Origin of the sequence: Xanthomonas sp. BRIP62411, assembly GCF_003993525.1 — a bacterium.
GTDB classification, from domain to species: Bacteria; Pseudomonadota; Gammaproteobacteria; order Xanthomonadales; family Xanthomonadaceae; genus Xanthomonas; species Xanthomonas euroxanthea.
Genome location: NZ_QEZI01000016.1, coordinates 161,742 through 188,353 on the forward strand (window position 1 = coordinate 161,742; position 26,612 = coordinate 188,353).

At 55.8% G+C, this 26,612-nt stretch carries 20 protein-coding genes; 18 read left to right on the top strand and 2 right to left on the bottom strand.

What is annotated here, in order from left to right; all coding sequences use genetic code 11:
* The first annotated feature begins 4 nt into the window (after positions 1-4).
* From EO139_RS13625 to EO139_RS13710, 16 genes are all read left to right on the top strand, one after another.
* A complete protein-coding gene (locus tag EO139_RS13625; RefSeq protein WP_126971039.1) occupies positions 5-931 on the top strand; it encodes a type IV secretion system protein in 927 nt (308 codons plus the stop codon).
* The gene (locus EO139_RS13630; RefSeq protein WP_164739848.1) at positions 928-1,698 is read left to right on the top strand and encodes a TrbG/VirB9 family P-type conjugative transfer protein; all 771 of its coding nucleotides are present in this window, start codon (positions 928-930) and stop codon (positions 1,696-1,698) included. The genes EO139_RS13625 and EO139_RS13630 overlap by 4 nt, the downstream gene beginning before the upstream one ends.
* On the top strand, positions 1,695-2,948 hold the full coding sequence (locus EO139_RS13635) for a TrbI/VirB10 family protein (protein ID WP_126971040.1): 1,254 nt from the start codon (positions 1,695-1,697) through the stop codon (positions 2,946-2,948). Before EO139_RS13630 ends, EO139_RS13635 begins: the two co-directional genes overlap by 4 nt.
* Before the next feature lie 11 nt (positions 2,949-2,959).
* Positions 2,960-3,997, top strand: a complete 1,038-nt coding sequence (gene virB11 / locus EO139_RS13640) for a P-type DNA transfer ATPase VirB11 (protein WP_039522154.1) — start codon at positions 2,960-2,962, stop codon at positions 3,995-3,997.
* A gap of 108 nt (positions 3,998-4,105) precedes the next feature.
* Positions 4,106-5,050, top strand: a complete 945-nt coding sequence (locus EO139_RS13645) for a lytic transglycosylase domain-containing protein (RefSeq protein WP_126971042.1) — start codon at positions 4,106-4,108, stop codon at positions 5,048-5,050.
* 62 nt (positions 5,051-5,112) lie between these two features.
* Positions 5,113-5,505: a TrbC/VirB2 family protein gene (locus EO139_RS13650; RefSeq protein WP_104581994.1), complete on the top strand. Its 393-nt coding sequence runs from the start codon at positions 5,113-5,115 to the stop codon at positions 5,503-5,505.
* Position 5,506: 1 nt separating this feature from the next.
* Positions 5,507-5,809, top strand: coding sequence for a VirB3 family type IV secretion system protein (locus EO139_RS13655; RefSeq protein WP_104581995.1), 303 nt, complete (start codon positions 5,507-5,509; stop codon positions 5,807-5,809).
* Between the two features lie 93 nt (positions 5,810-5,902).
* The gene (locus EO139_RS13660) at positions 5,903-8,335 is read left to right on the top strand and encodes a VirB4 family type IV secretion/conjugal transfer ATPase (RefSeq protein WP_104581996.1); all 2,433 of its coding nucleotides are present in this window, start codon (positions 5,903-5,905) and stop codon (positions 8,333-8,335) included.
* A gap of 70 nt (positions 8,336-8,405) precedes the next feature.
* A complete protein-coding gene (locus EO139_RS13665) occupies positions 8,406-9,179 on the top strand; it encodes a hypothetical protein (RefSeq protein ID WP_126971044.1) in 774 nt (257 codons plus the stop codon).
* A gap of 56 nt (positions 9,180-9,235) precedes the next feature.
* Entirely contained in the window at positions 9,236-10,426 is a 1,191-nt protein-coding gene (locus tag EO139_RS13670) for a type IV secretion system protein (protein ID WP_241235963.1), read from the top strand.
* Positions 10,427-10,538: 112 nt separating this feature from the next.
* A complete protein-coding gene (locus EO139_RS13675; protein WP_241235968.1) occupies positions 10,539-10,949 on the top strand; it encodes a DUF4189 domain-containing protein in 411 nt (136 codons plus the stop codon).
* Between the two features lie 164 nt (positions 10,950-11,113).
* Positions 11,114-11,413: a hypothetical protein gene (locus EO139_RS13680; protein ID WP_126971048.1), complete on the top strand. Its 300-nt coding sequence runs from the start codon at positions 11,114-11,116 to the stop codon at positions 11,411-11,413.
* Between the two features lie 96 nt (positions 11,414-11,509).
* On the top strand, positions 11,510-11,971 hold the full coding sequence (locus EO139_RS13685; protein ID WP_321185742.1) for a type IV secretion system protein: 462 nt from the start codon (positions 11,510-11,512) through the stop codon (positions 11,969-11,971).
* An 898-nt stretch (positions 11,972-12,869) separates the two neighbouring features.
* Complete coding sequence (locus EO139_RS13695) at positions 12,870-13,112, top strand: hypothetical protein (protein WP_126971050.1); 243 nt, start codon at positions 12,870-12,872, stop codon at positions 13,110-13,112.
* A gap of 845 nt (positions 13,113-13,957) precedes the next feature.
* Positions 13,958-14,422, top strand: a complete 465-nt coding sequence (locus EO139_RS13705; RefSeq protein ID WP_126971054.1) for a DUF4189 domain-containing protein — start codon at positions 13,958-13,960, stop codon at positions 14,420-14,422.
* A gap of 620 nt (positions 14,423-15,042) precedes the next feature.
* Positions 15,043-16,659 (top strand): alpha-glucosidase, encoded by a 1,617-nt coding sequence (locus EO139_RS13710; protein WP_126971056.1) that lies wholly within the window; start codon positions 15,043-15,045, stop codon positions 16,657-16,659.
* Between the two features lie 873 nt (positions 16,660-17,532).
* Here the strand turns inward: EO139_RS13710 and EO139_RS13715 are convergent.
* A complete protein-coding gene (locus tag EO139_RS13715) occupies positions 17,533-20,307 on the bottom strand; it encodes a TonB-dependent receptor (RefSeq protein ID WP_164739849.1) in 2,775 nt (924 codons plus the stop codon).
* Positions 20,308-20,625: 318 nt separating this feature from the next.
* Positions 20,626-22,707 carry a glycoside hydrolase family 97 protein gene (locus EO139_RS13725; RefSeq protein ID WP_126971062.1) on the bottom strand — a complete coding sequence of 694 codons (2,082 nt, stop codon included), beginning with the start codon at positions 22,705-22,707 and terminating at the stop codon, positions 20,626-20,628.
* A 242-nt stretch (positions 22,708-22,949) separates the two neighbouring features.
* On the opposite strand from EO139_RS13725, the gene EO139_RS13730 reads away from it, so the two are divergent.
* Both EO139_RS13730 and EO139_RS13735 read left to right on the top strand, forming a co-directional pair.
* The gene (locus EO139_RS13730; protein ID WP_126971064.1) at positions 22,950-25,136 is read left to right on the top strand and encodes a Six-hairpin glycosidase-like protein; all 2,187 of its coding nucleotides are present in this window, start codon (positions 22,950-22,952) and stop codon (positions 25,134-25,136) included.
* Positions 25,133-26,611: an MFS transporter gene (locus EO139_RS13735; RefSeq protein ID WP_126971066.1), complete on the top strand. Its 1,479-nt coding sequence runs from the start codon at positions 25,133-25,135 to the stop codon at positions 26,609-26,611. Before EO139_RS13730 ends, EO139_RS13735 begins: the two co-directional genes overlap by 4 nt.
* Position 26,612 lies beyond the last annotated feature (1 nt).

The following is a 26,612-nucleotide window of genomic DNA, read 5'->3' on the forward strand; positions in this document are numbered from 1 at the left end:
AATCATGTTCCGTAAGAAAGACTCTAGCAGTCAGAATGTTGATCAAGTCGTGGCGAAAGCGGTCAACTATGAGCTTACGATTGCGGACCTTGCGCAACGCAGTCAGCGTCGCGCCTGGATGGTCGCTACGGCCTCTTTAATGATGTCATTACTCTTGGCCGGTGGTTATTATTATATGTTGCCTTTGAAGGAGAAGGTTCCGTACCTGGTAATGGCTGATGCCTCCAGCGGAACTGCAACCGTCGCTCGACTTCAAGGTGATTTTTATAATCAGCAAATAACATCTAGTGAAGCCATAAATCGTAGTAATGTTGCGCAGTATGTGACTGCTCGTGAATCTTATGACTCGGAGATAATGACGCTGCGGGATTGGAATTTGGTTTTTATTATGTCCACTGCCTCTGTAGGTGCTGGGCACAAGCAATTGTATATGGAAAACAATCCAGATAATCCTTTTCTGAAGTATGGAAAAAGTAAAGCTATCAGGGTTAAGATTCTAAGTATAACCCCCCTGGGGCAGCGTCCATCTGGCGGATTTCGTGGTGCTGCTGTCAGAATTCAGCGCACGTTGTATGAAAAAACGACCGGTACGTCATCATTCATTGACAATAAGTTGATTACGTTGGCGTTTGATTATAACGATAACCTGAAATTGGATGAGCAGGATAGGCTGCAGAATCCGTTGGGTTTTCAAGTGACCGAATACCGCGTTGATAATGATTATGACAAAGCTGTCCCTGATGTAGGAGCGCCGGTCGCAAGTAGTACGATACAGCCCTCGCCGCCACAGCAACAAGGAACTGCGGTTCCCCAAAGTGTTGATCAAGCGTCCGTGCCCGCGATCGGTGTGGCTGTTCCTGCAGCGACTGAGGCTGCTTCTGGGACAGCTGAGGGAATTTCTATTGGAAATGATGGAGCAAAAGGTCAATGATGCTCAGGCATAGATGGAAGGTGTGGTTATTGGCCGTACTTACATCGGTCTACACGATCGGTAATGTAAGTGCTCAGGCTGTTGACTATTATGATTACAAGGCTGACCAAATCTATCAGATTCGTGCCGGGTTGGGCATAACTACCCAGATCGAGTTGAATCCAAACGAAAAAATACTAGATTATAGTACTGGCTTTAGTAGCGGTTGGGAATTGACGCGTAGGGATAATGTTTTTTATCTAAAGCCAAAAAATATTGACGTGGATACCAATATGATGGTGCGGACAGAAACGCACTCTTATATTTTCGAACTAAAGGTCGTTGCCACTGACTGGCGCGAGCTCGAGCAGGCGCGCCGTGCCGGAGTTCAATACAAGGTGGTTTTCAACTATCCCAGCGACTCGCAATTTACCGCAGCCCAGGATACTGCCAAGGATGAGAACAAGCCGCTGCTCAATACCGAACTATCCAAAGATAGGCAGTATTATTTTGACTATTCGTATTCAACGAGAAGTCGTCTTGCTTGGCTAGTTCCTGTAAGTGTCTACGATGACGGTCGGTTCACTTATTTAAAACTTACGGAATCAAATGCATTTCAGACGGGCAATTTTCCAGCTGTCTTTGGTCGTGAAAAGGAACACGGTGAAGATTTCGTTGTGAACACTACCGTGGAAGGAAATATGTTAGTGATCCATGGCACTTATCCTTATTTGATTATTAGGCATGGAAGCAATGTCGTTGGTCTCCGGAGGAACGTGAAAAAATGAGCCAGAATAATCCTCCTGACAATAACGACGGTCGCCTTGATGGCAGAGATAACGATCGGTCTCAGGCGACAAATAACGGGCAAGATACGAACAACCCATATTTCGCGCGCACGCAGGCGCAGCCATTGCCAGATCTGGATGCCTCGGCACCTGAACTGCGTTCTGTCGAAGATCAGCGTTTAAACAGGAAGGCTTTGTTTTTCTTGGGTGCAATTGTTCTCGTTTTGCTTGTGCTCGCCTTCTTTCTTTATAAAAGCGCGACTAGCCGCAATGTCGCAGATGCAAAGAAGGAGCCTACGGCTGCTGTCACAGCACCAAGTTTGCCAAAAATGGCAACCACTCCTGCTCCGGTCGACGTTCAACAGGACGTCCCTCCCATTTCACTTGCACCGCCGCCCCTTCCCTCACCGGAAACGCCGGACTATCCTCAGCCGGTTTATCCAGCAAGCAACCGTCCGGCGGGACCTACCTTGGCTGAGCGTCGCATGGCCTCCGCCGGAGGCGCTAACGAATCTGGCGGCAGTGGCCCGACGAGCGCTGAAGAATATTCCAACTCCATATTGGCTGGACTTAATCCTGCTAGCGAGGGCGGGGCCGCGGGCGCGGAGGGTAGTAGCGAGGCAGATAAGCAAAAAGTCTCGAACGCTCAGTTTATTCGACATCCAGATGCGTTGCTTGTGCGTGGTACTTATTTGCGGTGCATTCTTGAAACTCGGGTAATTACCGATATCCCAGGATTCACATCATGTCTTATTACTGAGCCTGTTTATTCCATTAACGGACGGACGTTGTTGTTGCCCAAAGGGTCAAAGATTTACGGAAGCTACAGTGGCGGTCCCACAGGCCAGCGTGTTTCTGTGATTTGGGACCGTATTACGACGCCGACAGGTATCGACGTCTCTATGGCAAGTCCCGGCATTGATAGCTTGGGCGGCGCGGGGCATCCTGGTCAGTATGACGCACATTGGGGCCAGCGTTTGTCGTCGGCATTAATGATCAGCTTGCTAGCCGACGCCTTCAAGTATGCGGCAGCCGAATACGGCCCTGAACAGACAACAGTCTCACAGACTGGTGTGGAAGTTCAGTCCCCTTATGAGAGTGCAACCGCTCGGACAATGGAACGTCTTGCAAATGACGCAGCAACGGAAAGCATGAGGCGACCAGCAACTGTCACTATTAATCAAGGTTCGCTGGTTAATGTGTATGTTGCAAAGGACGTCGATTTCACTAACGTACTGCCAAGAAGGTAACGAGAGCACACGTGGACGTAGAAGTTTCTCCCGTCTCAAAGGCATCCAGCGAGTTCCTTGAATACCAGTACAGTGTGCTCGGTATTCGGGAGTACATGCTCTCGTCCGAAGTAACGGAGATATGTATAAATCGTCCTGGAGAGGTGTATCTAGAGACGCGTAGCGGTTGGGAGAAGGTCGAGGTACCAGGGCTGACGTTCGAACGTGCTCGCCAATTCTGTACAGCAGTCGTCAATGAAAGTAACACGGGTCAGCGTATTACTGACGCTGATCCGGTTGTTTCACTGACTTTTCCAACAGGTCAACGGGCTCAGTTTGTTATTCCCCCTGCCTGCGATTCCGGTAAAGTCTCGATTACAATCCGTTTGCCCTCTAAGCATACGAAGACGCTTTCTCAATATCAGGAAGATGGATTTTTTGATCAGATCCTGGAGCATAGCGGAGAAGTAAGCGAGCACGACAAAGAACTTCTGATGCTACGCCAGTGTCGGCAATATGCTGAGTTCTTCAGGCAAGCAGTACTGTACAAGAAGAATATCGTTGTTTCTGGAGCGACTGGTAGCGGCAAGACTACGTTCATGAAGTCATTAGTCAACCATATCCCCGGTAGTGAGCGTCTTGTCACGATTGAAGATGCGCGGGAGCTGTTTATCTCGCAGCCTAATGTGGTTCATCTGCTCTATTCTAAGGGTGGGCAGAGCGCCAGCAACGTTACAGCCAAAAGCTGTATGGAGGCTTGCTTACGTATGAAGCCGGATAGAATTATCTTGGCAGAGCTACGGGGAGATGAGGCATTTTATTTCATACGAAACTGTGCGTCTGGACATCCTGGCTCCATTACTAGCTGCCATGCAGGCAGCCCGGAGCAGACGTGGGACCAGTTGGCTTTAATGGTGAAGGCCTCGGTTGAGGGTTCTGGTTTAGAGTTCAATGTGATTAAACGATTATTGATGATGACAATCGATATAATCGTTCATATCAAGGCGCACGAAGGTCGGCGGTATATCACAGGTATCGACTTCAACCCAGAAAGGAGCTTTCAGTCATGATAAGAAAGGACGGAATGCTTTTTTTATCCTTGAATGAGGGCGCCTCGGTCATCTGTGCGTATACACGTTTGTTTGGCACCAAGTGTGAGACAGAGAGGAGGGCATATCGTGCTCCCTGGAATTGAAATGATGGCATGTGGAGAGATGGCCGCTCCGCTTTCTGTAATGCAGCATGTTGTCCAAGTAGAGTCTTCGCACAACCCCTATGCCATCGGCGTCGTAGGTGGACGGCTCGTACGGCAGCCGATGAATTTGAGCGAAGCGCTTTCGACGGTCCAGATGCTTCAGGAAAAGGGCTATAACTTTTCTCTTGGGCTTGCTCAAGTAAATCGTTACAACTTGTCGAAATACGGTCTGCAGTCTTACGAGCAGGCATTTCAGCAGTGCCCGAACTTGAAGGCAGGATCAGCTATTCTCTCTGAGTGCTATCAACGCTCTGGGAAAGATTGGGGCAAGGCGCTTAGTTGCTACTATTCAGGAAATTTTGTGACCGGCTTTCGACATGGATACGTACAAAAGGTGTTCGATTCCATGGCAAGGGCTACCGCTCAAGCGGGCGTCGCTCCTATTCCGTTGGCGAATCAGATTCCAGTGCAGCTGAGGCAACCAGTCAAGCCGGCCAAAGCATTGCTCAAGTCATTGCCGGATCGCGTGTTGTCGCGCGTAGTGGACGACCGTTTGTATGCCGCAACCGCTATGCCGCCGGCTGATCCTGCTCAGGTCTTCCCTCAGATCGTGGCTGTCGAGAGCAGCGGGTCCGTGCGTTCAAGCCAAGATGATCCCTTGGGCTCTTCTTCCTCAGTGCAGCGAAGTCCTGAGGCTTCCGCGCAATCGCTTGGGATCAGAACGATTAGCTCTTCAAAATCGTCTAGTGCCTCTCAAGCATCTACGGGCCTTTCGAGCGATGGAGAGGTTGCCGTGTTGATGAGTTCACGAGTACCGGTGATACTAGGTTCCCCTTCAAAGCAAGCTGCCGCAAACCACCCAGTTCCTTCACCTGCCTCTTCACAGCAGCCAGTTGTGAAAACAGGGGACGCGGCATTCGTTTTCTAGCCTCCGGCATGGCCGATCCGGTAGGTGCACCATCATGTTGGGCCTTAACAAGGAGATTCACAATGAAGCATGCCAAATTTTTTTCCCCCGAAACCCAGCAGACAGCCAAGACGGTCGTCAAGTCTGCGATATTTGTGGCGGCGTTGACTACATCAACTGCTTTTGCGCAGAATTTTGGTGGTACTGATACGAAGACCTGTGAGTTTTTCACCAGTATTACTGGCCTGCTCAATATCGCTTCGATCGCAGTGGTGACCATCGCGGTGATTTTTGCCGGTTATCAAATCGCATTTGCACATAAGCGCATAGGCGATGTCGCTCCGATTTTGATTGGTGGCGTTTTGATTGGTGCTGCTGGCCAGATTGCTCGTATGCTGTTGGGTACTGGAGCTGGTGGTAGCTGCGGAGCAGTTAACGCCTTCGTCACTCACAGCCTTCCTTTCCTGGCAGCTTAACGTGAAGAAAAACGTCGTCTTCCGCGGCTGCACCAGGCCTGCCATGTTCTTGGGCGTGCCCTATGTTCCGTTTTTCATAGGTGCAGGCGGGACGTTAGTTTTTTCTATGTATACGAATTTTTTATATCTTTTTCTTATCCCGGTGATTATTTTCATAATGCGTCAGATGGCTCGACGCGACGAGATGATTTTTCGCTTACTGGGATTGCGTTGGCAGTTCAAGTTAAGAGTTAGAAACGTTCGTTCCAATGCAGGAAAGTGGGTTTTTACACCCAATAGTTATCGGAAAAGTCCGCCTCCATGAAATTGGCAGGCTTTTGATAGTTTAGGGGTCGGCGTCGTCAGACGCCGGCTTCCTTTCGTTTTCAGTGTTACCCATAGGGGCTAGGCCAAGCAGATGTTCAACCCGGACACCTCCATAAGCGAATTTATTCCCTTTTCGTCGCATGTCTCGGCCAACGTGGTCAAGACAACAGGGGGCGACTATCTGTTGACTTGGCACTTGGAAGGTTTGCCGTTTGTCGGTCGCGATGAATGGGAGCTGGAGCATCGGCACAACACATTTAACAGATTGCTGCAGACCCTGCGGGCGCCAGATTTCGTGAACGTTGCCTTTTGGGTGCATGACGTACGACGTAGAAGGAAGCTGACGCAGAAAGGTAGTTACAGAAACCTGTTCAATCAGCAGCTGTCGGAAAAGTACTTCGATATGCTGTCGTCGCAGAAGCTCATGCAAAATGAACTCTATCTGACGATGCTATATCGTCCAATGGTGAGCGGTAAGCGTTTCGCGGAGAAATCTACGGACATCAAACGATTGCAGGCTTCCCAGGAGCAGGCTGTTGCAAAATTGATGGAACTTGCCGGCAATGTCGAAGCGGTTATTCGAGATTATGCTCCTTACCGGCTTGGCATGTATGAGGCCAAAAACGGCATCGTCTTTTCCGAAACATTGGAGTTCTTTGCTTACCTTGTAAATCGAATCGATGAGCCTGTGCCGGTTCTAACTGCACCTGTCAACGAGTATTTGCCTGTCAGCCGGCATATGTTTTCAGCAAAAAGCGGAGACTATGTGATCAATACTCCCAACGGAGTGAATCACTTTGGCGCGCTTCTGAACGTAAAAGAGTATGCTGAAGGCACATATCCGGGTATTTTAAATGGGTTGAAATATCTTGACTTCGAGTATGTGATCACCCATTCCTTCAGTCCTATTGGGCGTCAGGATGCTTTGCGCGTACTGGACCGTACGAAGGGCATGATGATTTCTTCTGGGGACAAAGCGGTCAGCCAGATCATAGAGTTAGATATGGCGATGGACCAGATCGCATCAGGCAATTTTGTGCTTGGCGAATACCACTTTACGATGGCCGTTTATGCGGACAGCCAAGACATTCTCACACAGAATATTGCTGCCACCCGCGCCGAGCTGTCGAATGGAGGATTTGTTTCCGCCAAGGAGGATCTTGCGGTTGCATCCTCATTCTACTCGCAGCTGCCGGGCAACTGGCGCTATCGCACGCGGATTGCCAATGTCAGCTCGCTGAATTTTCTTGGCTTATCACCGCTCCATAATTTTGCCAGTGGTAAGCGTAGCAATAATCCCTGGGGTGACTGCGTCACCACCCTGCAGACCACGAATGGTCAGCCATACTTCTTCAATTTTCATGCTACTCATCCTAGTGAAAACTCGCTTGGAGAGAAGGCAATTGCTAACACGATGGTGATTGGTAAGTCCGGTACCGGTAAGACCGCGCTCATCAACTTCTTATTGAGCCAAGTTCAGAAATACGAGCCTTCGCCGACGATCTTTTTCTTTGATAAGGATCGTGGTGCTGAGATCTTTGTGCGTGCATGTGGCGGGAACTATCTGGCACTTGATAACGGTATGCCCACCGGGTTCAACCCTTTTCAATGCGAAAGGAATGAAGGCAATGTCCAATTCCTTGCCGACTTGATCAAGGTGCTGGCTGGCAAGCGCGAATACAGTTCGCGTGAGGAAGAGGATATCTTTCGAGCAGTAGAGAACATGCTTGACACGCCGATGCATCTGCGCAGCATGACGAATTTCCAAAAGAGTTTGCCCAACATGGGTGATGATGGTCTATTCGCGCGTATGCGCCGCTGGACTTCCGGAAATTCTCTCGGTTGGGTGTTCGACAATCCAGTCGACACTATCGATCTGTCGCGTGCGAACATCATCGGTTTTGATTATACGGACGTCATCGACAATCCTGAAGTCCGTGTGCCGGTCATCAACTATTTGCTTCATAAGTTGGAAACCCTGATCGACGGCCGTCCTCTGATCTACGTGATGGACGAGTTCTGGAAGATCCTTGATGGTGGCGGCGGCTTGAAGGAATTCGCAAAGAACAAACAAAAAACTATTCGTAAACAAAACGGTCTAGGTATTTTTGCAACCCAAAGCCCGGAAGACGCACTGAAAAGCGACATTTCGGCGGCTCTGATCGAGCAGACTGCGACGCTGATCCTTCTGCCCAATCCGAATGCGGATCGCGAAGATTATATCAACGGACTCAAGCTCAGCGAGGCGGAGTATCAGGTTGTGATTGGATTGGATGAGCGTTCTCGCTGTTTCTTGGTTAAGCAGGGACACGCTTCCAGTGTCTGTCAGCTCAACCTGCGCGGAATGGACGATGCATTAGCGGTGATTTCAGCGTCTACCGACAACATCGAGATTATGCATGCTTCGGTCAATGATGCCGCCTCCCGATTGCATGTATCCGCGAACGACGTGCCGCCCGAAGAGTGGCTGCCGGCATTTTATGAAAATAGAAAGGGTTCTGGTAAAGGAAAGGCAGTAGTTTAGAAACATAATCGGTCGTTTGAAACCAGATTCTGTCGCTGTTGTCGTGAATATGAATGATAGGAGAATGTCCATGAGTCGTCAGTTGAAAGTTGGATTTCCAAAACTAAAGGCCCGGATTTTGGCGATTTCCCTGTATGCCAGTCTTGGCTTGACGTTGGTGCCGATTAATGCTGGAGCTAGTGGCGTTCCTGTTATAGACGTGGCTGCGATTGGAGAGTCCATTAAGAATATGCTTGCCACCGTACAGCAGTGGGGGGTGGAGTACAGCCAATACACTGCACAATTTGAACTGCTTCAGAAAAACCTAGTTCAGTTGCAGTCTATGATCAATACGTTCGGACTGCCAAGTGGGGTCAAACTTGAGCCGGTGTCGCCTAATTTTGGATTCGAGCGTTGCGGCGGTGGTATTAGCTTTAGCATGTCGTCCATCACAAGCATGCTGAGTAGTTCTACTGGGTTTGCGAATAATAATCCGCGTGAGCAACAAAAGCAGCTTTGCGTGGCTATTCAGTATATGAAAAATCAACGCTACAACTACGTCGTTGGTTTTCTAGCTGAAACTATGCCGACCATGGATCAGAGCTTGAACAAGCTAATGTCCCTGCGCAATTTCAGTGTGAATCCAGGTGATCTTAATGCTTCTATGTATTCTCTAAATGATACAAATACGCGCATGACCAAGACTTTTGAGCAAGTGAATAATCAAGTCAAGGGCTATGACACATATATCGCTGCGTTGGAAGATAACCAGCGCGCACTTACGCAGGATATGTTGCGTGGGAAGCAGAATATATTGGGTACTGTGGTGAAAACTGCTGCTCTTGCTGAAGCGCTTGGAGACTAGTGAGCGGAGTTTTCAGGATATTCATCGTTGCCCGAACCGTTGATTGAGGTGTTGTAATGGCAAATGGAATTTCAAATTTTGGGCAATGGATGAATAATCTGAGTGTGCAGGCACTCAGTCCTTATCCGGGTGTCTCGTCAGTCGGTGACTTCGTCTTCTATCGCCAGATCATGAGTTATCTGACGAATAGAATCTCCGACTTTGAAGCAGGTCTTCTGGGACGTTTTACGCTCTGGGTTTCCGGCGTTGCAATGATCGTGTTGACGATCTGGGTGATGATCCAGGGCTTCAACATGATCACAGGTCGTAGTCGGGAGTCGATGGCCGCATTCATCGTGACGATGTGTAAGAGCGCATTGATTGTCACGATTGCGGCTTCGATCGGGATGTCGAGTCCTTTCATCCAGAAGTTCGTCAACGACGATGTCAAGAAGGAGATCGCCTACGCGATCACGGGCGAGAACAAGACGCCGGAAGATCAGGTAGACGAAAGCCTGGGATGGATGCAGGTCGCTCTATCTAGCATCGACGTCCTCGACGTTGTACAAGATCCTACACTGGATTCGCAGAAATCCCGTGCGATGTGGATGGTTGGCATTGGGACTGGCGGCCCGGCCGTTGTGGCTGGTTCCATGATGCTCCTCTACCGCATCGCGATGGCGCTGTTCGTTGGTTTTGGGCCATTGTTCATTCTTTGTCTGCTATTTGAACAAACGAAATCATTATTCCAACGGTGGCTCTTCTATGGAATTGGAACCTTCTTCTCCATGTCCGTGCTGGCAGTCATGACATCCATTGCTTTGGACATGGTCACGAAAGTGTCTCTAGCCTTTTGGGGATCTTCGCTGCTGGGCTCCGTGTTGGGTCAGGATTTTACATCGGGGATCAGTAGTCAAGCGCTGCAGCAAGGCGGCATGGGCTTGATTCTGACGACACTGATCCTGACTGCACCTCCAATGGCTGCGATGTTCTTCCAGGGCACGCTTGGTGCATTTACACCATATGCGGCAATGGGGGCGGCGACTGGTGCAGCTAGCCGTCCCGGGCCGCAGGGACAACCGCCAGGATCTTATGCACCACAGACCTATTCACCTCCCCAAATTGCCAGAGATGCTAACTCTGATGTTGTCGTAGGAACCGCCTCACCCACGAGGGTGACACGCGGATCAGTTGATGCCCCTCAGCAGTCGGAAGGGAAATTTGCTAATGCTCCTTTACCTGAGCGACCTGGAGGCAGGAATGCATAACTCAATTTCCGCGAGACCTGCACTTTCTTGCGCTGCGCTATTTTTAATTTTGCCGATCACTGCAGCATTTGGCCAAACTGCCTGTCCGATTGGCACTGCGGCTGGTAGTGCGATGTGTGGTCCTGGGCCTTCAGATAGTCAGGGCTCTGGCTCTGACAGATATATAACGACTCCTGCACCCAGGCCTAATGGTGAATGGCTAAAAACTTGGGGCGCGGTTGCACAGTCTCCTAATGGAGATACCGGTCTAAGTGCTGGCTTTCTTTCCAAAGTAGATGCCTCTACAGATGCACTATCTAAATGCGCTACTTGGGGTGCAGCTGATTGTCGTGTAATAGTAACGTATAGAAATCAATGTGTTGCTTCTGTTAACCCAGTTGATGGTGGTGCAGGAGGTGCTATCGCTAATGCTTCCTCTGTGGATAATGCAATAAAGATAGCCGGTAAAAATTGCGAAAAGTCTGGTAGGGTTTGCAAAGTAACATTCTCAGAGTGCTCAGAGCCTAAATTTAGGAGTTTTTAATCTGAGGAAATGATGAGCTTTTAGTTTGTGTGGGTGTAATGGGTTCAGGCGCTATATGTCAAATGATTTATCCTGCCTGTTCTAATTATTTCGTAGAAGAATGCTAATCATCCGCGTTAATTTTTTTTGGAATTTCGTGTTATGTCTATCAAGGAGGTTTGAAAATGAGCGCTTTGAAGTCTTTGATTTGGGTGCTTTGGGTTGTCGCTTCACCAGTCTATGCAGGGGACTCCTGCACTACATTGATGTGCATGTCTGGAAAACTAGCGGGCGTAAACACAGGTAAAAGTTGCGCCGAGCCTATGGCGGATTATTTTAAAATCGTCCGTTTTGATCGTCATGGTTACAGTGAAAGAAAAACCAAGAATGCTCGTCAATCATATCTAGACTCTTGCAGCTCCGAGACTAGCGGTGAAGGTAAACGAATCAACGAAAAATTTGGTACTATGCGCTTGGGTTTTTAAAAAGCTTCTATTTAGGCTTTGTTTCAAAAATTGGAAGCCTGCCGCGCAATAGTTTTTAAGAGTATACCGATTGTTACGATTGCGGCTTCGATCGGAATGTCGGGTCCCTATCCGATCACGGCCGAAAACAAGACGCCGGAAGATCAGGTAGACGAAAGCCTGGGACGGATGCAGGTTGCTCTATCCAGCATCGACGTCCTCGACGTTGTACAAGATCCTACCCTGGATTCGCAGAAATCCCGTGCGATGTGGATGGTTGGCATTGGGACTAGCGGCCCGGCGGTTGTAGCTGGTTCCATGATGCTCCTCTACCGCATCGCGATGGCGCTATTCGTTGGCTTTGGGCCATTGTTCATTCTTTGTCTGCTTTTTGAAAAAACGAAATCATTATTCCAACGGTGGCTCTTCTATGGAATTGGAACCTTCTTCTCCATGTCCGTGCTGGCAGTAATGACATCCAATTGCTTTGAATATGGTCATGAAAGTGTCCCTAGCCTTTTGGAGGTCTTCGCTGCTGTGCTCCGTGTTGGGTCAGGATTTTACATCAGGTATCAGTAGCCAAGCGCTGCAGCAAGGCGGAATGGGCTTGATTTTGACGACGCTAATCCTGACTGCACCTCCTATGGCTCCGATGTTCTTCCAGGGCACGCTTGGTGCATTTACACCATATGCGGCAATGGGGGCGGCGAATGGGGCTTCGGGTGCTGCGCCGTCCGGGCCTGCATGGGTATTCGCCTGTACTTATGGCTACTTTCCGCCTATGCCAGTTGATGCGGCTAGAGAGAATGTTAGCGGCTCCCGAGTTAATCTTCCAAGTTTTTTAGTGGTACTCCCTCCTGCGAGCTGCTCGCAGGCGTAAAGGGTGCGCACAAGATCGAGGGATTGCATAAAATCTGTATTTGGATAGCTGGGCACGTTTAACTGGAAATAATTATGGAAAATCTAGTTACTTCAATTCTAATTATTTTTATTGGTAATATGGTTGTTCTTGATGCTTCTGCACAGACTGCCTGTCCAATCGGTACGGCCGCGGGCTCAGCTATGTGTGGTCCGTCGCCCAGCTCGGCTGGGGGCTCCGCTGACGAACTCCCACGGCCGCGCGCTGTCCCGAACGGCGAATGGGAGTCACGATGGGGGTCGATATCAATCGACGGCAACACAGGTAGCGTCGGTACTTCTAGTGACTTGGCTAGTAAATCAGAAGCGGTGTCGCGTGCCAAAAATGATTGTGAGTCTGATGGTTCTAACGACTGCAAGGTGATTACGACTTATAGCAATCAGTGTATTGCGTTGGCGTGGCCGTCTGAGAGGAATAAGAAATTCGCTACCGGCCTGAGTAACGATAAAAATGTCGCTATAGAAAGGTCAGTGACGAATTGCGAAAAATATGGTGGGGAGTGCAGGGGGGTTTATTCGTCATGTAGCCTTCCGGTTTTTCATAGATACTAGGCGTACGATGTTGTCTGTTTGGGGAGCACTTAAATTTTTGGATGGAAAAATCTGTTCCAACGGTGGCTCTTGCATGGATTGTAACCTTCTTCTGCATATCCTTGCTGGCAGTCATGACATCTATGCTTTGGACATGGGCACCAAAGTGTCCAAAGCCTTCTGGGGATATTCGCTGCTGGGTTACGTGTTGGTTCAGAATTTACATCAATTAGCAGTAGCCAAGCGCTGCAGCAAGGCAGCATGGGCTTAATTCTGACGACACTAATCCTGACTGCACCTCCGATGGCTGATATTCGTCGAGGACACGCTTGGTGTATTTACACCATATGCGGCAATGGGGCGGCGACTGGAGCCTCTGGTGCTGCGAGCCATCCGAGTCCCAAGGGCAGCCTCCCGGTTCTTGTGGATATATTCCACAAGAACCTTCTCATGTAGTCAGAAAAGCACGTAATATCAACTCCGGTATTAATTCTCCGCTTACAAGAGGGTAGCAGACCATGTCGGATATGCTGGCAGGTTCGAAAAATGCTTCCGATTACAGTAGTTAGGTTTAATCGGTTTATTAAAATTTGGCGGTGTAAAGTGAAGATGGCCATTGTTGGTTTTAGCGTCATTTTATTTTCTCATGTTTTCTGTAAATGGGGCCGTTGCACAGACAGCTTGTCCAATTGGCACTGCGGCTGGCTCTGCAATGTGTGGTCCTACCGAAAGTAGTAGTGGTGGATACAGTAACGAGGTTCCCGCACCTAGGGCGATTCCCACCGGAAAATGGGAGTCGCGATGGGGAGCTATTGCGATCGATGATTCGACTGGTAGCGTTGGAACCTCTTCAAACTTGAAAAGCAAGTCCGACGCAGCTTCTAAAGCGATTAGCACTTGCGCGTTAGAGGATTCAAAGAGATGCAAGCTTATAACAACTTATAGCAATCAATGCATTGCCCTGGCGTGGCCTTCTATAAAGGGTAAGCCTGCTTCGACGGGGCTTGCTCAGGATGAAAACTACGCTAAAACGCGTGCGGTCAATAATTGCAATGAGAGTGGAGGGGACTGCAAAGCAGTTTATTCTGCGTGCAGTAAGCCTGCCTTTTCCAAGTATTGAAATCTAAAGCCGCTCTATTGTCAGTTCAGATTCAATTTGAAAAAGGTGGTTTCGCTTTTCTCTTTTTGGTGTGCAATTGCACCTTAGATGGTGTTGCTGAAGCGCAGACTGCATGTCCAAAAGGAACAGCCGCGGGCAGTGCAATATGTGGGCCAGCGCCGTCGTCTTCTACTGGCTATGCTTCGAGCCAAGAAATTCCTGCTCCTCGTGCTGTTCCCCTAGGCCGCTGGATAAAAACACGGAGTGCGATCGCATGTTCTCCCACTAGTGGTTCAGGTGCATCGATTGGAAAGCTTTCAAAAAAAGAAGCGGAAATAGAAGCCTTGGCGCGTTGTTCCGAAGGTGGAGAGAAAGATTGTACTATCGCCCTTTCTTGCAGAAATCAACGTGTTGCATATACTTTTCCAAAATCTAGAATGGGCAACAGTGCTGTCGTCAGCGAAAGATCTATAAATAGCTAGTGCAAAAGCAGTATCTCTCTGCGAGAAAATACGTCAAAGAGTGAGCTGCAGTATAATTTATTCTGCATGTTCTGAGCGGATTTTCGAGAGATTCTGAAAATCAAAGAGGCTGGCTGAGGTTGGGGCATAGGTGCCCAGAATAATGGAAGCGAGGTTTTCTATTGAAATAGCTACATGTTGGAGGATGTAATTAAATTTTTCTACCTTGCGTATTCTCATTAATTGCCATGAGTGTTTAAGTTGAAGCTGGTGATGCTTATGCGATTCTAATGTGTATGCCTGGCAAGTTGGTAGGGGTCAACACTGGTAAAAGTTGTGCTAAGCCGATGGCGGATCAATTTAAAATAGTTCGTTTTGATCGTCACGGTTACGGTGCAGGCAAAACCAAAGAGTGCTTGTCAATCGTATCTAGACTCTGCTGATCCGAGATCAGTGGGGGAGGTAAGAGAATTAACAAAAGGTTGGGGTGATGCGTGTGGGTTTCTGATCTGGAGTTTTTTAGTAAGCTGCCCGCCGATGAATACGTATGCGCGAGCGCCCTTGTTCCGTGTTGCGCAGTTACGCTATGCCTTTAGCAGGGCGCTTATTCTGGCGCCCGCAATGGCCCGGGAGGGGCGTACATGTCGCAGACATCATGGTGGCGCGGGGCCGTCATCTATCAGATTTATCCGCGCAGTTTTCTGGATTCCAATGGCGATGGGGTGGGCGATTTGCCCGGCATCATCGCCAAACTCGACTACATCGCCGGGTTGGGCGTGGATGCGATCTGGATTTCGCCGTTCTTCAAGTCGCCGATGGCCGATTTCGGCTACGACATCGCGGACTATCGTGCGGTGGATCCGCTGTTCGGGACGCTGGACGATTTCGATCGGCTGCTCGACAAGGCGCATGGCCTCGGCTTGAAGGTGATGATCGACCAGGTGTTGAGCCACACCTCGATCGCGCATGCGTGGTTCCAGGAGAGCCGGCAGGACAGGACCAACGCAAAGGCGGATTGGTACGTGTGGGCCGATCCGCGTGAGGACGGGACGCCGCCGAACAATTGGTTGTCGCTGTTCGGTGGGGTGGCGTGGCAGTGGGAGCCGCGGCGGGAACAGTATTACCTGCACAACTTCCTGGTGGATCAGCCAGACCTCAATTTCCACAACACCGAGGTGCAACAGGCGACGCTGGACAACGTACGCTTCTGGCTGGATCGCGGGGTGGATGGGTTCCGCCTGGATGCGATCAACTTCTGCTTCCACGATGCGCAGTTGCGTGACAATCCGGCCAAGCCGGCCGACAAGCGGGTGGGGCGCGGCTTCAGTGCCGACAATCCGTACGCGTATCAGTACCACTACTTCAACAACACGCAGCCAGAAAATCTGGCCTTCCTGGAGCGCCTACGCGGGCTGCTGGACCTCTATCCGCATGCCGTGAGTCTTGGCGAGATCTCGTCGGAAGACTCGTTGGCGACCACTGCCGAGTACACCGCTCATGGCCGCCTGCATATGGGCTACAGCTTCGAGCTGCTGGTGCAAGACTACAGCGCGGCCTATATCCGCGAGACGGTGAGCCGGCTCGAAGCCACGATGCTGGAGGGCTGGCCGTGCTGGGCAATTTCCAACCACGATGTGGTGCGCGCGGTGACGCGTTGGGGCGGGGTAGATGCGTCGCCGGCATTCGCGCGGATGGTGGTGGCGATGCTGTGTTCGCTGCGCGGGTCGATCTGCCTGTACCAGGGTGAGGAGCTGGGCCTGGGTGAGGCGGAGGTGGCGTACGAGGACCTGCGCGATCCGTACGGCATCACCTTCTGGCCAACCTTCAAGGGGCGCGATGGCTGCCGCACGCCGATGCCGTGGACGGACGCGCCGTCGGCAGGCTTCAGCAGCGGCAAACCGTGGCTGCCGCTGGTTGAGGAGCATCGTGCGAATGCGGTGAGTGTGCAGCAGGACGATCCGTTGTCCATGCTCAGCGCGGTGCGCCAGTTCCTGGCGTGGCGCAAGGGCGAGCCTGCGTTGCGCGAGGGTGCGATCACGTTCTACGACACCGCCGAGCCTGTGTTGATGTTCCGGCGCGAGCATGCCGGCCGGGTGATGTTGCTGGCATTCAATCTGTCGGCGCACAGGGCCGAACTTGGGCTTCCGGCTGGCGCGTGGAGGCAAGTCGATGTGCCGGGCGTGGAGCGCGGAGCCATCGAACATGGCCACCTGCGCCTGGCCGGGCATGCGGTGGTGTGCGCGATCGAAGGTGGCTGATGTGGCATCGTGACCGGTAGCTGTGGTTGCGTGATCGCCTTCTACGTAGCGAGGCATACCTGAAGGGATGCCTCGCTTTTCTTTACCTCGGAGTTCCTTGGTTCGCTGGCTACCTGCAGTGCGACGCGGGCTGCGCGAGCCTTTCATGGATCCCCTTGCTGCTGTTCGGACGCGGCACGCGGTGATGCCTTGCATACGTCCGGGATGTCCGACTGGTAGGTACAGATCGATGGTGATCGACTGCGAGGATGGATGTGTTGCGGGCGGCCTTGGTGCTATCGCGATGCCCCAGGCCGATGCCGTGCGAATAGCGCTGCTTTTACATCCGGTAATGCCTTGATCGGCGGTTGATCTTGGGCGTTTTTTAGAAGTGGATACAGAGTGGATACAGATTCGGGTAAAGAAACCTGGAAAAAGAAACCCGCCGACCTCACGTCGGCGGGTTTCTTTTGATTGATGGCGCCAGGCCGGTCAAAAAGGTGATCGTTGTTTATTGCTCAGCAGCGCCGCCTCCTGAGTGACGGCCCATGGAGCAACGCTGGGCACTGCGTGGGTGCACGCTGCGCTTGCGCCGTACCTCACCCCAACCCCTCTCCCAGTGGGAGAGGGGCTTTGGTGCTCCTGGTGCAGAGGGCTGGCGCCGTGGGCGGTCAGCTCACTGGCACGCAGGGAACGCTGCAGCCACAGGCAACTAGTCACCTACAGGCAGTGAGTCAGCTACAGATAATGATGCAGCCTCAAGTAACGCTGTAGCTAGGGGCCACGATAGCCACAAGTGACGCTGCAGCCACAGGTGACGTTACGGCTACCGGCACGATGTAGCCACAACTAACGACGTAGCCAATCAGTGCATCGCTTGCAGCTCACATCCCGTCAAAACTTGTAGTTGACGCCCAGCACGAAGGTGCGGCCCCATTCGATGTATTCCAGTGGACGGTCCTTGGTTTCGGCGTAGGTGCGGTAAGGCGAGTTGCTGAGGTTGCTGGCCTGCAGCAGCAGGGTCAGGCCAGCGAGATCGCTGCTGTCGCTGAAGCTGTAGCTGATCTGCGCGTCGGTGATGTTTTCGCCGACTACGTAGCGCAGCGTGCGGTTGCCGTTGAAGTTGCCGATCTCGCCGATGAAGTCCGAGCGCCGACGCTGGCTGACACGTGCCTCGAAACCTTTGTGCTCGTAGTAGGCGGTGAGGTTGTAGACGCGTTCGGACAGGCCGGGCAGGCTGATCTCGCCATCGCCGACACTGGAGGCGCTTTCCGGGTCGCGAATCTTGACGTCGCTGTCGTTGAAGGTGGCACTGGCCTGGATGCCGAAGCCGTCCAATGGCGAGAACAGCAGATCCAGCGGCAGCGATGCAGTGAGTTCGACGCCGCGCAGCGTGCCGCCCTTGCCGTTGAACGGGGCGCTGAAGGTACCGGTAGTCAGCACCGGCGCCGAGCCCGGCGGCGGCACGTAGCCGGCGACCAATGCGGAAAAATCGTAGTTGTCGCGGCTCTGGGTGTAGATGTAGCTCTTCAGGTCCTTGTAGAAGAACGCTGCGGCCACGTAGGCGCGCTCGGCGAAATACTTTTCGTAGGAAAGATCGATGGCGTTCGCGCGCCAGGGGTCCAGCATCGGGTTGCCGCCGCTGGCACCGGGGCGGCCGGTGGAGGTGTCGACACCGAATTCCAGCGAGGCGCGCAGCTGATCCACGCGCGGACGTGCAACCTGCTTTGCCATTGCAAAACGCAAGGTCTGCTCGTACGGGAACTGGAACGCAAGATTCAGGCTGGGCAACCAGTCGCGGTAGGTCTTGCCGTCGTCGATCGGGCGTACTTCGCTGCCCACCGGCTGCGACGCGTCCCAATAGCTCGCGCGCGAGGACTGATCAGCGCTCTGCAACTGCACGCCGAGATTGCCGCGCACGCCCACATCGCCCCATTCGGTATCGAGATTGGCACGCACCCAGGCGGTGGTGATCTTCTCTTCGACCGTCCAGGCCTTGGATACCAGGAACGAGGCGTCGTCGCTGGGGTTGAACAGCATGTAGCGCGAGACTACCGCCGGCACGTTCCAGGCGGGCAGGGCGCCGATGCCGGCAAAGCCCAGATTGACAGGTGCGTACTGCAGGTCCGGCGCGATGGTCGATTCGCCCTGCGCGCCGAGGGTGATGTTGCCTTCGGGCTGGGTCTTCTGCTTTTCGCGGTTGGCGTAGTTGACGCCCACATCCAGATCCGAGAACCAGCTCAACGCGTCGGGCATCGGGAAGCTGGCCTGCAGGCGTGCACCCTTGAGCACATCCTCCACGCGCGGCACCTTGCCGTAGCCGGAACCATAGATGGTGTTGGTCAGGAACAGCGCGTCGGGACTGGAATAATTCATGCCCGGCGCCAGCTGCGAGAAACCGTTGCCGACGACAGACACACCCACGGTGTCCAGCTGCGGCATGGGCGCACGTTGGAGATTGTTCTCCAGGTTCAATTCGTCGCGGGTGGCCTTGGAGTAGTTCAGGTCGGCGACGAGCTTGACGGCGCCGGCGGAGATCTCGTTGTTCCAGCCAAACGCGTCGATGGTGTCTTCGCGCTTGTTGTACATGCCGCGGACCAGTGGGTAGACGCCGCTGGCGGTGCCGCCGACGAAGCTGTTGCTGTCGTTGACGCGCACGTTGCTGATGTTCAAGCCCGGCGTATAGCCACCGTTGTAGTTGCTCAGGTTGAGCTCGAACTGGTTGGCGGTGTCGATCTGCTCGGCTTCGGTATGGAAGGCGTCGAGCGTGCTGGTCCAGGCGTTGGACGGGCGGTACTGCAACGTGGCCATGACGCCGTCGCGCTTCTGGTTGCCGGTGCGGCGCAATGCCTTGATGCCGTCGGAAAAGTACACGCCATCGGCCACGCCGGGGCGCGGGCGCTGTGCATTTACCGGTTGCCAGGGCTCGTACAGGCCCACCTGGTTTTCCTGGATCGGCATGTCGGTGTGGGCGTAGCCGATGGTCAGGCCGATGGTACGGTCGGCGAACTGGTCGATGTAACTGATATTGAAGCGGTTGCCGTACGGATCGACGTTGGCGGCCTTGCCCAGCGAGTTGCGCTGGTAACGGCCACCGATGGCGATCACCCGCTCGTTGTAGCTGAGCGGGCGTGCGGTCTGCATGTCGACGGTGCCGGACAAGCCCTGGCCGACCAGGCCGGCATCGGGCGTCTTGTAGACGGTGACGCCGCTGACCAGTTCGGACGGGTATTGGTCGAATTCCACGCTGCGGTTGTCACCGGTGCTGACCACTTCGCGGCCGTTGAGCAGGGTGGTGGAAAAATCCGGCGACAGCCCGCGCACGCTGATCACCTGCGCGCGACCGGCGACACGCTGTGCAGCCAGGCCAGGCAGGCGCGCCAGCGATTCGGCGATGCTCACGTCCGGCAGGCGGCCGATGTCTTCGGCGGAAATGGCTTCCACGATCGAGGTGGAATCCCGCTTGACCGAGATGGCGCCCTCGATCGCGCGGCGCAGCCCGGTGACCTGGACCTTGTCCAGCTCGGTCACCGCGCCGGCGGTGTTTTCGGAAGCAGTTTGTTCGGTGTCGGTTGCTTGCGCCGGTGCCGCCGATTGCGCGGCCGCCAACGTCGGTGCCATGGCAACGGCCAGGGCGATACTCAGCGCGGAGCGCTTGTGCTTCAACATTTTCCCCTCCCAGGTACATGTTGTTCTTTGATTTTTCGATCCGGCAGACGCCTGGATGCATTGCATCGCGCGCCACCACGGGCATCACAACTGCGACGTATGGTAGACACCGCACCTGCACGCAAACGGGCACTGCATACGTATTCAACCCGGCTGATTGCGCTGAAATCGATTCCACGCAAGCTCCGCTGCAGTGCGGTACGAGGTGCGCCCGGCGTGAGGCAACGTCATTGCGCGATCCGCAGCGGCTGCGGTGCCGCTGCGTGATGCAATCATCGGTCGCGTTGAAGGCCGCCTCGGCAAGCCGTTGCGACCAAGTCAGCGCTTCCCGTCCATCGGCACGAAGCGAATCGCCTGCCCACCGCCTGGCGCAAGACGCAGTTCCAGCGTGTCAACGCTGCTGACCTGGCGTTGTTCGCGCACAAAGGCGAACGGGTTGCCGACATAGTCCGCATCGTCACCGTCGCGGTAGATCTGCGCGGTGTAGCGCACGCCAGGCTCAAGAAATCCGAGCGGCACCTGCAGCAGCCGGCCATGCTCGTCGGTAATGCTGCCCAGGAACCAGTCACGGCTATGCCGGTCCTTGCGCGCGATGGTGACGTAGTCGCCGACTTCGCCATTCAAGGCACGGGTCTGGTCCCAATCCACCGCCACGTCCTCGATGAAGCGGAAGGCGTCACGGTGCTGCAGATAATGCTCGGGAAGATCGGCGGCCATCTGGATCGGGCTGTAAAGCGTCACGTACAGCGCCAGCTGGCGCGCGAGCGTGCTGGGAATCGCCTGGCCGTCGCGGCCTTTCAGGCTGACGATGCCCGGCGTGTAATCCATCGGCCCAGCGAGCAGGCGGGTGAACACCAGGTTGACCTCGTGCTCGGGCGGGTTCGGTGGCTGGCCCCAGGCGTTGTACTCCATGCCACGCGCGCCTTCGCGCGAGATCCAGTTGGGATAGGTACGGCGCAGGCCGGTGTCTTTGATCGGCTCGTGCGCGTTGACGGCGATATGCTGCTCGGCGGCCTCGCGTACCACGCGCAGATGATGGCGCGCCATCCATTGGCCGTCGTGCCATTCGCGCAGCGGCGTACCGCCTGCCGGGTTGCGGCGCTCCACCTGGCCGTCGTCGCAGACATAGCCGGTCTTGACCGAGTCCACGCCGAAGTGGGCGTACAGGTCCATCGCTTCGGCGATCTGGTCTTCGTAATGATCCACTGCGCACCCCGTTTCATGATGGCCGATCAGATGCACGCCCTTGCCGGCGGCGTAGTTGCTCAGTGCGGGCAGGTCGAAATCCGGCGTCGGCCGGGTGAAATCGAAACTGCCGCCGTTGCCGAACCATTCGCCGTTCCAGCCCGGATTCCAGCCTTCCACCAGCACGCCACGAAAGCCGTGCGCCGCGGCAAAATCGATGTAGCGCCTGGTGTTGGCGGTGGTGGCGCCGTGGGTCGGCCCGGTTGCCCAGGTCTGCTGGTTGAGATGCATGGACCACCACACCCCGACATACTTGGACGGCTTGACCCAGCTCACGTCGCCCAGGGCGTTGGGCGCGTTGAGGTTGAGGATCAGGTTGGATTCCACCAGGCCGGTGGCCTGGTCGGCGATCTGCAGCGTGCGCCACGGGGTGTCGAAGGGCAGCGTGCGCCGCACCTTCCAGCCTTCGGCAGCGGGTGACAATTGCGCGCGCAGGCGCCGGCCTTCGGTACGGCGCAGCCACATGCCGGCGTAATCGACCAGCGCCGCTTCATGCAGCGCGACGTGCAGCCCGCTCTCGGTACGCAAGGTGAGTGGCGTATGCGCCAGCGCGACCTGGTTCAACGGCGTGCGCTGATACAGGTATTCGTAGTGGATCGGCTCGCCTGCAGGAATCCACCACGCTTCGGACGGCTGCGCGATGGCGAATTCGGTGATTTCCTCGTCGATGATGGCTTCGCGTAATCCCGCTTGTTCGGGGAAGTGATAGCGCATGCCGATGCCATCGTCGTACACGCGGAAGATCACGTCGATCCTGCGCTGCGCGCCACCGGGTTCGCCCAGGCTGACGCGTAGTTCGTTGTAGTGGTTGCGCACCAGGCGCGTCTCGCCCCAGGGTTGTTCCCAGGTGTCGTCATGATGCTGGCGCGCCTGCGAGAGGACGACCAGGCCGCGGTCCAGCCGGCCGTTGCGTAACTGGAAGCCCAGGCGCGAGCGTTCCAGCACCGGCTGGCCCAGGCGTTGCACGTGGTAGTAGGGTGTGCCGCCGTCCACTTCCAGCGTGACCTGCAGGACCTTGCCGGGCGAATCCGCGCTGATGGCGATGCGCTCGGCCTGCGCAATGCCGGCAAGACTGCCGAGCAGCAGCAGGGCAAGCAGGCGCGCACTGCTTGCGGCGCTCGATGTCGAACGCACGCGACGTGAAGACAGCGGCATATCCCCTCCCAAGGCGGCCATTGCGTCAGTGGCGACTATGCAATGACGCGGCGTGGATGGGCCATGCTGCACTGCGGCCAATGCCATGAATACGTATGCAGTGGTGCCGAACCCCGGGGTGCGCGTCTACCATGGCGCCACGGCACCTGGGAGGGTCCGCGCCCGTGGCACGCCAGTGCCGCGCACTACAACGCGTGCAACGAGGGAGGGAGGCCGACGGTGCAAGCCGTCTCGCCGCGTCGATGCTGAAGATGATCTGCATGGCTGCAACGCTCGGCGTTGCGGCAAGCTCGCCGGTATTGGCCGACGAGCTGGAATTCCAGGGCCGCCGCGCGCAGGCGCAGGCGCTCGAAGACGGTGGGTTCGTGCTGCGCTGGCCGCAGGGCGAGCGTCGTATCGGGCCGCAACCGATGCGCACGCACACTGCCAGTCCATTGTTCGATGCCTTGTTTGCGCTGGCCCAGCAGGAAATGGCCGACGACCGCGTCGATGCGATCCGCGATCCGGCCTTCAATGACGGCAAGCCGGTGGCATGCGCGTGTTTCGAAACCGGTGAGCGCTGGCCTTACGTATGGACGCGCGATGTCAGCTTCGCCGCCGATCTGGCGTTGGCGCGCCTGGAGCCGGAGCGTACGCGCAATGCGCTGCGCTTCAAGCTGTCGGCGGCGCGCGATGGGCAGACGCCGGGATTGTTCGTTGCGCAGGACACCGGCTCCGGTGGCAGCTGGCCGATCAGCAGCGACCGTGTGGTGTGGTTCCTCGCCGCGCGTGGCCTGCTGGACGATCAGTCATTCGCTGAAGAGGTCTGGCGTGCATTACAGGACACCATCGCGCAAGACCGTGCCGCGGTGTTCGATGCGCAGATCGGGCTCTACCGTGGCGAAACCTCGTTCCTGGATTGGCGCGAGCAGACCTATCCGCGGTGGACGCGCGAGGACGTGCGTTTCATCGCCGAGTCCTTTGCCTTGTCCACCAACGTGTTGCACTACCAGGCCCTGCGTCTGGCCGAGCAACTGGCGCGCCTGCATGGCGATGCGCGCGCGGACCAGTACGCCCAGTGGGCAGATGCCTTGCGCCAGGCCATCGCTGCGCGCTTCTGGGATGCGCGCAGCAAGCAGTACGTGAGCTACCTGGGCAATGCCGCGCACCCGGTGCGCTACGCCAAGGTCGATCTGCTCGGCGTGTCGCTCGGCGTGCTGGCCGATGTATTTCCGAAAGACCGCGCGCGTATCGCACTGCGCAGGTATCCGATGGTTGCCGGCGGCAGCCCGGTGGTGTGGCCGCAGGAAGCCGAGCAGCCGATCTACCACAACCGTGCCGTCTGGCCCTTCGTCAGCGCGTATGCGTTGCGCGCCGCACGCCAGCTGGACGATGCGCCGCGTATTGCGCTGGAGCTGCAGTCGTTGATGCGCGGCAGCGCGTTGGCCGGCTCCAACATGGAAAACTACGAGATGCAGAGCCTGGCCGTGCACGTGGAGGAGGGCGCCCGCAGCGGCCCGGTGGTGAATTCGCCGCGGCAGTTGTGGTCGGTTGCCGGTTATCTCTCCGCCGTGCTGGAAGGCGTGTTCGGCGTGGGCGCCGATGGCAGCGTCGCTCCGAAACTGCCGCGGGTGTTGCTGCCGTTGTTGTTTGGCGAGCGCCAGCAGATCGTGCTTGAACAGGGTGCCCGCCGGTATGTGCTGCAGCGGCCGACGGCGGATGCAGGTGAGTTGCTGGTGGCGGGGGAGGTCGAGCAACTAGGCCAGACCACGTTGGTGCATCTGGTCGGCCGCAAGGCCGACACCACGGTTCCACCGCAGCCAGACCAGGTGTTCGCACCCGGCACGCCCGAAGCGCCTGTTGCGCAACGGCAGGGCGACGGCTACCGCATCGCGATTCCGGAAGGGGCGACGTTGTACATGGATGGGCAGGCACTGAACGCCACGCGGCACTGGGACCTGCGCGACGACGGCAGGCTGCATGTGCTCAGCCTGACCCGCCGCACCGATGGCCTGGAGTCGCTGCACAGTCCATCGTTGACGCTCGGCCCGTTGCAGGAAGTCGCGGGTAGCCAGGTCTGGGCCTGGACTCCCACACCCGCGGGCTGGCATCGCGTATCGCTGCGTTATCGCAACGCCAACGGCCCGATCAATACCGGCGTCACTGCGGCGGTCAAGCGGCTGGTGCTGGAATGCCCGGGGCAGGCGCCGCAAGCGCAGATCGTGGTGATGCCGCATAGCGTGGGCGAGCAGCTGTCCACGCAGGTCGGCTTCACTGCGGCGGCCGGGCAGCCATGCCGGTTCCGGCTGGAAGATGGCTTCAACATGAGTGCGCTGGCGCATTTTGCGCAGTACAACGGCGGCCGCGGTGGTCGTGACGGGGTGGTCAACACCGCGCAGGTGAGCGCGCTGCTGGTCGGACCTGCGGCGAGCACGGAGGCTGGGCAATGAACGCCAAGCCACGCCTAAGTTTCTGGCAGATCTGGAACATGTGCTTCGGCTTTCTCGGCATCCAGTTCGGCTTTGCGCTGCAGAACGCAAACGCCAGCCGCATCTTCCAGACCCTGGGTGCACAGGTCGACGACGTGCCCGGCTTGTGGATCGCCGCGCCGCTCACCGGCCTGATCGTGCAGCCCATCATCGGCTACCTGTCGGACCGCACCTGGACCCGATGGGGCCGCCGGCGCCCGTATTTCATGGTCGGCGCGGTGTTCACCACACTGGCCTTGCTGGTGATGCCCAACGCGCCGATGCTATGGGTTGCCGCCGGCACGTTGTGGGTGCTGGATGCCTCGATCAACATCTCGATGGAGCCATTCCGCGCCCTGGTCGGCGACCAGCTGCCGCCTGCGCAGCGGCCCGCCGGCTATGCGATGCAAAGCTTCTTCATCGGCATCGGTGCAATCGTGGCGAGCTTCCTGCCATGGCTGCTCACCCACTGGGGCGTGGCCAATACCGCGCCGCCGGGACAGTTGCCCGACAGCGTGCGCTACGCTTTTTACCTCGGTGCAGCGGTGCTGTTTCTGTCGATCAGCTGGACGGTGTTGCGCACGCGCGAATACAGCCCGCAGCAGCTGGCAAGCTTCGATGATGCACATCCGCCTGTCGCCACTGCGGCAATCGCCGGCAGCTTGCCGTCGCCACGTGCAGGTGTGCTCTGGTGCGGCATCGGTGTGCTGCTTGCCGCTGCGATCGCCTGGCAGCACGGCGACCGCATGCTCTACGTGCTGGCCGGCCTGTGCGTCGCCTACGGTGCGTTGCTTGCATTGGCGCGCGTGCTGCCGTCCACCAGCATGCTGGTGACGATCGTGCAGGACGTGCGCAGCATGCCGCTGACGATGCGGCGCCTGGCCTGGGTGCAGTTCTTCTCCTGGTTTGCGCTGTTTGCGATGTGGATCTACACCACCGCCGCGGTCACCCAGGTGCACTTCGGTGCGAACGACACCGCATCTGCCGCCTATAACGACGGCGCGAACTGGGTGGGCGTGCTCTTTGGGGCCTACAACGGGTTTGCGGCGTTGGCGGCCTTGGTCATTCCAGTGTTGGTGCGTGCGATCGGCCTGCGCTGGAGCCATCTGTGCAATCTGTGGCTCGGCGCTGCCGGGCTGCTGTCGATGCTGGTGATCCGCGACCCGCAGTGGCTGTTGCTGTCGATGCTGGGCGTGGGCTTTGCCTGGGCCTCGATCCTGTCGCTGCCCTACGCCCTGCTGTCCGACAGCGTGCCCGCCGCCAAGATGGGCGTGTACATGGGCATCTTCAATTTCTTCATCGTGATTCCGCAGCTGGTCGCGGCCAGCGCGCTGGGCTTCGTGTTGCGCGTCTGGCTCGACGGTCAGCCGATCTATGCGCTGGCCATTGGCGGCGCCAGCTTGCTCATTGCCGGCGTGTGCGTGGTGCGGGTTCCAGTGGCCTCGGGAGGGCAGTGAT

Coding starts and splice junctions, on each gene's coding strand:
- EO139_RS13665 (WP_126971044.1), top strand. CDS start 8,406: ATGAGTCGTCAGTTGAAAGTTGGATTTCCAAAACTAAAGGCCCGGATT.
- EO139_RS13735 (WP_126971066.1), top strand. CDS start 25,133: ATGAACGCCAAGCCACGCCTAAGTTTCTGGCAGATCTGGAACATGTGC.
- EO139_RS13660 (WP_104581996.1), top strand. CDS start 5,903: ATGTTCAACCCGGACACCTCCATAAGCGAATTTATTCCCTTTTCGTCG.
- EO139_RS13670 (WP_241235963.1), top strand. CDS start 9,236: ATGGCAAATGGAATTTCAAATTTTGGGCAATGGATGAATAATCTGAGT.
- EO139_RS13650 (WP_104581994.1), top strand. CDS start 5,113: ATGAAGCATGCCAAATTTTTTTCCCCCGAAACCCAGCAGACAGCCAAG.
- EO139_RS13685 (WP_321185742.1), top strand. CDS start 11,510: ATGTCGGGTCCCTATCCGATCACGGCCGAAAACAAGACGCCGGAAGAT.
- EO139_RS13695 (WP_126971050.1), top strand. CDS start 12,870: ATGTTGTCTGTTTGGGGAGCACTTAAATTTTTGGATGGAAAAATCTGT.
- EO139_RS13715 (WP_164739849.1), bottom strand. CDS start 20,307: ATGTTGAAGCACAAGCGCTCCGCGCTGAGTATCGCCCTGGCCGTTGCC.
- EO139_RS13725 (WP_126971062.1), bottom strand. CDS start 22,707: ATGCCGCTGTCTTCACGTCGCGTGCGTTCGACATCGAGCGCCGCAAGC.
- EO139_RS13710 (WP_126971056.1), top strand. CDS start 15,043: ATGTCGCAGACATCATGGTGGCGCGGGGCCGTCATCTATCAGATTTAT.
- EO139_RS13675 (WP_241235968.1), top strand. CDS start 10,539: ATGTGTGGTCCTGGGCCTTCAGATAGTCAGGGCTCTGGCTCTGACAGA.
- EO139_RS13630 (WP_164739848.1), top strand. CDS start 928: ATGATGCTCAGGCATAGATGGAAGGTGTGGTTATTGGCCGTACTTACA.
- EO139_RS13635 (WP_126971040.1), top strand. CDS start 1,695: ATGAGCCAGAATAATCCTCCTGACAATAACGACGGTCGCCTTGATGGC.
- EO139_RS13730 (WP_126971064.1), top strand. CDS start 22,950: ATGCTGAAGATGATCTGCATGGCTGCAACGCTCGGCGTTGCGGCAAGC.
- EO139_RS13625 (WP_126971039.1), top strand. CDS start 5: ATGTTCCGTAAGAAAGACTCTAGCAGTCAGAATGTTGATCAAGTCGTG.
- EO139_RS13680 (WP_126971048.1), top strand. CDS start 11,114: ATGAGCGCTTTGAAGTCTTTGATTTGGGTGCTTTGGGTTGTCGCTTCA.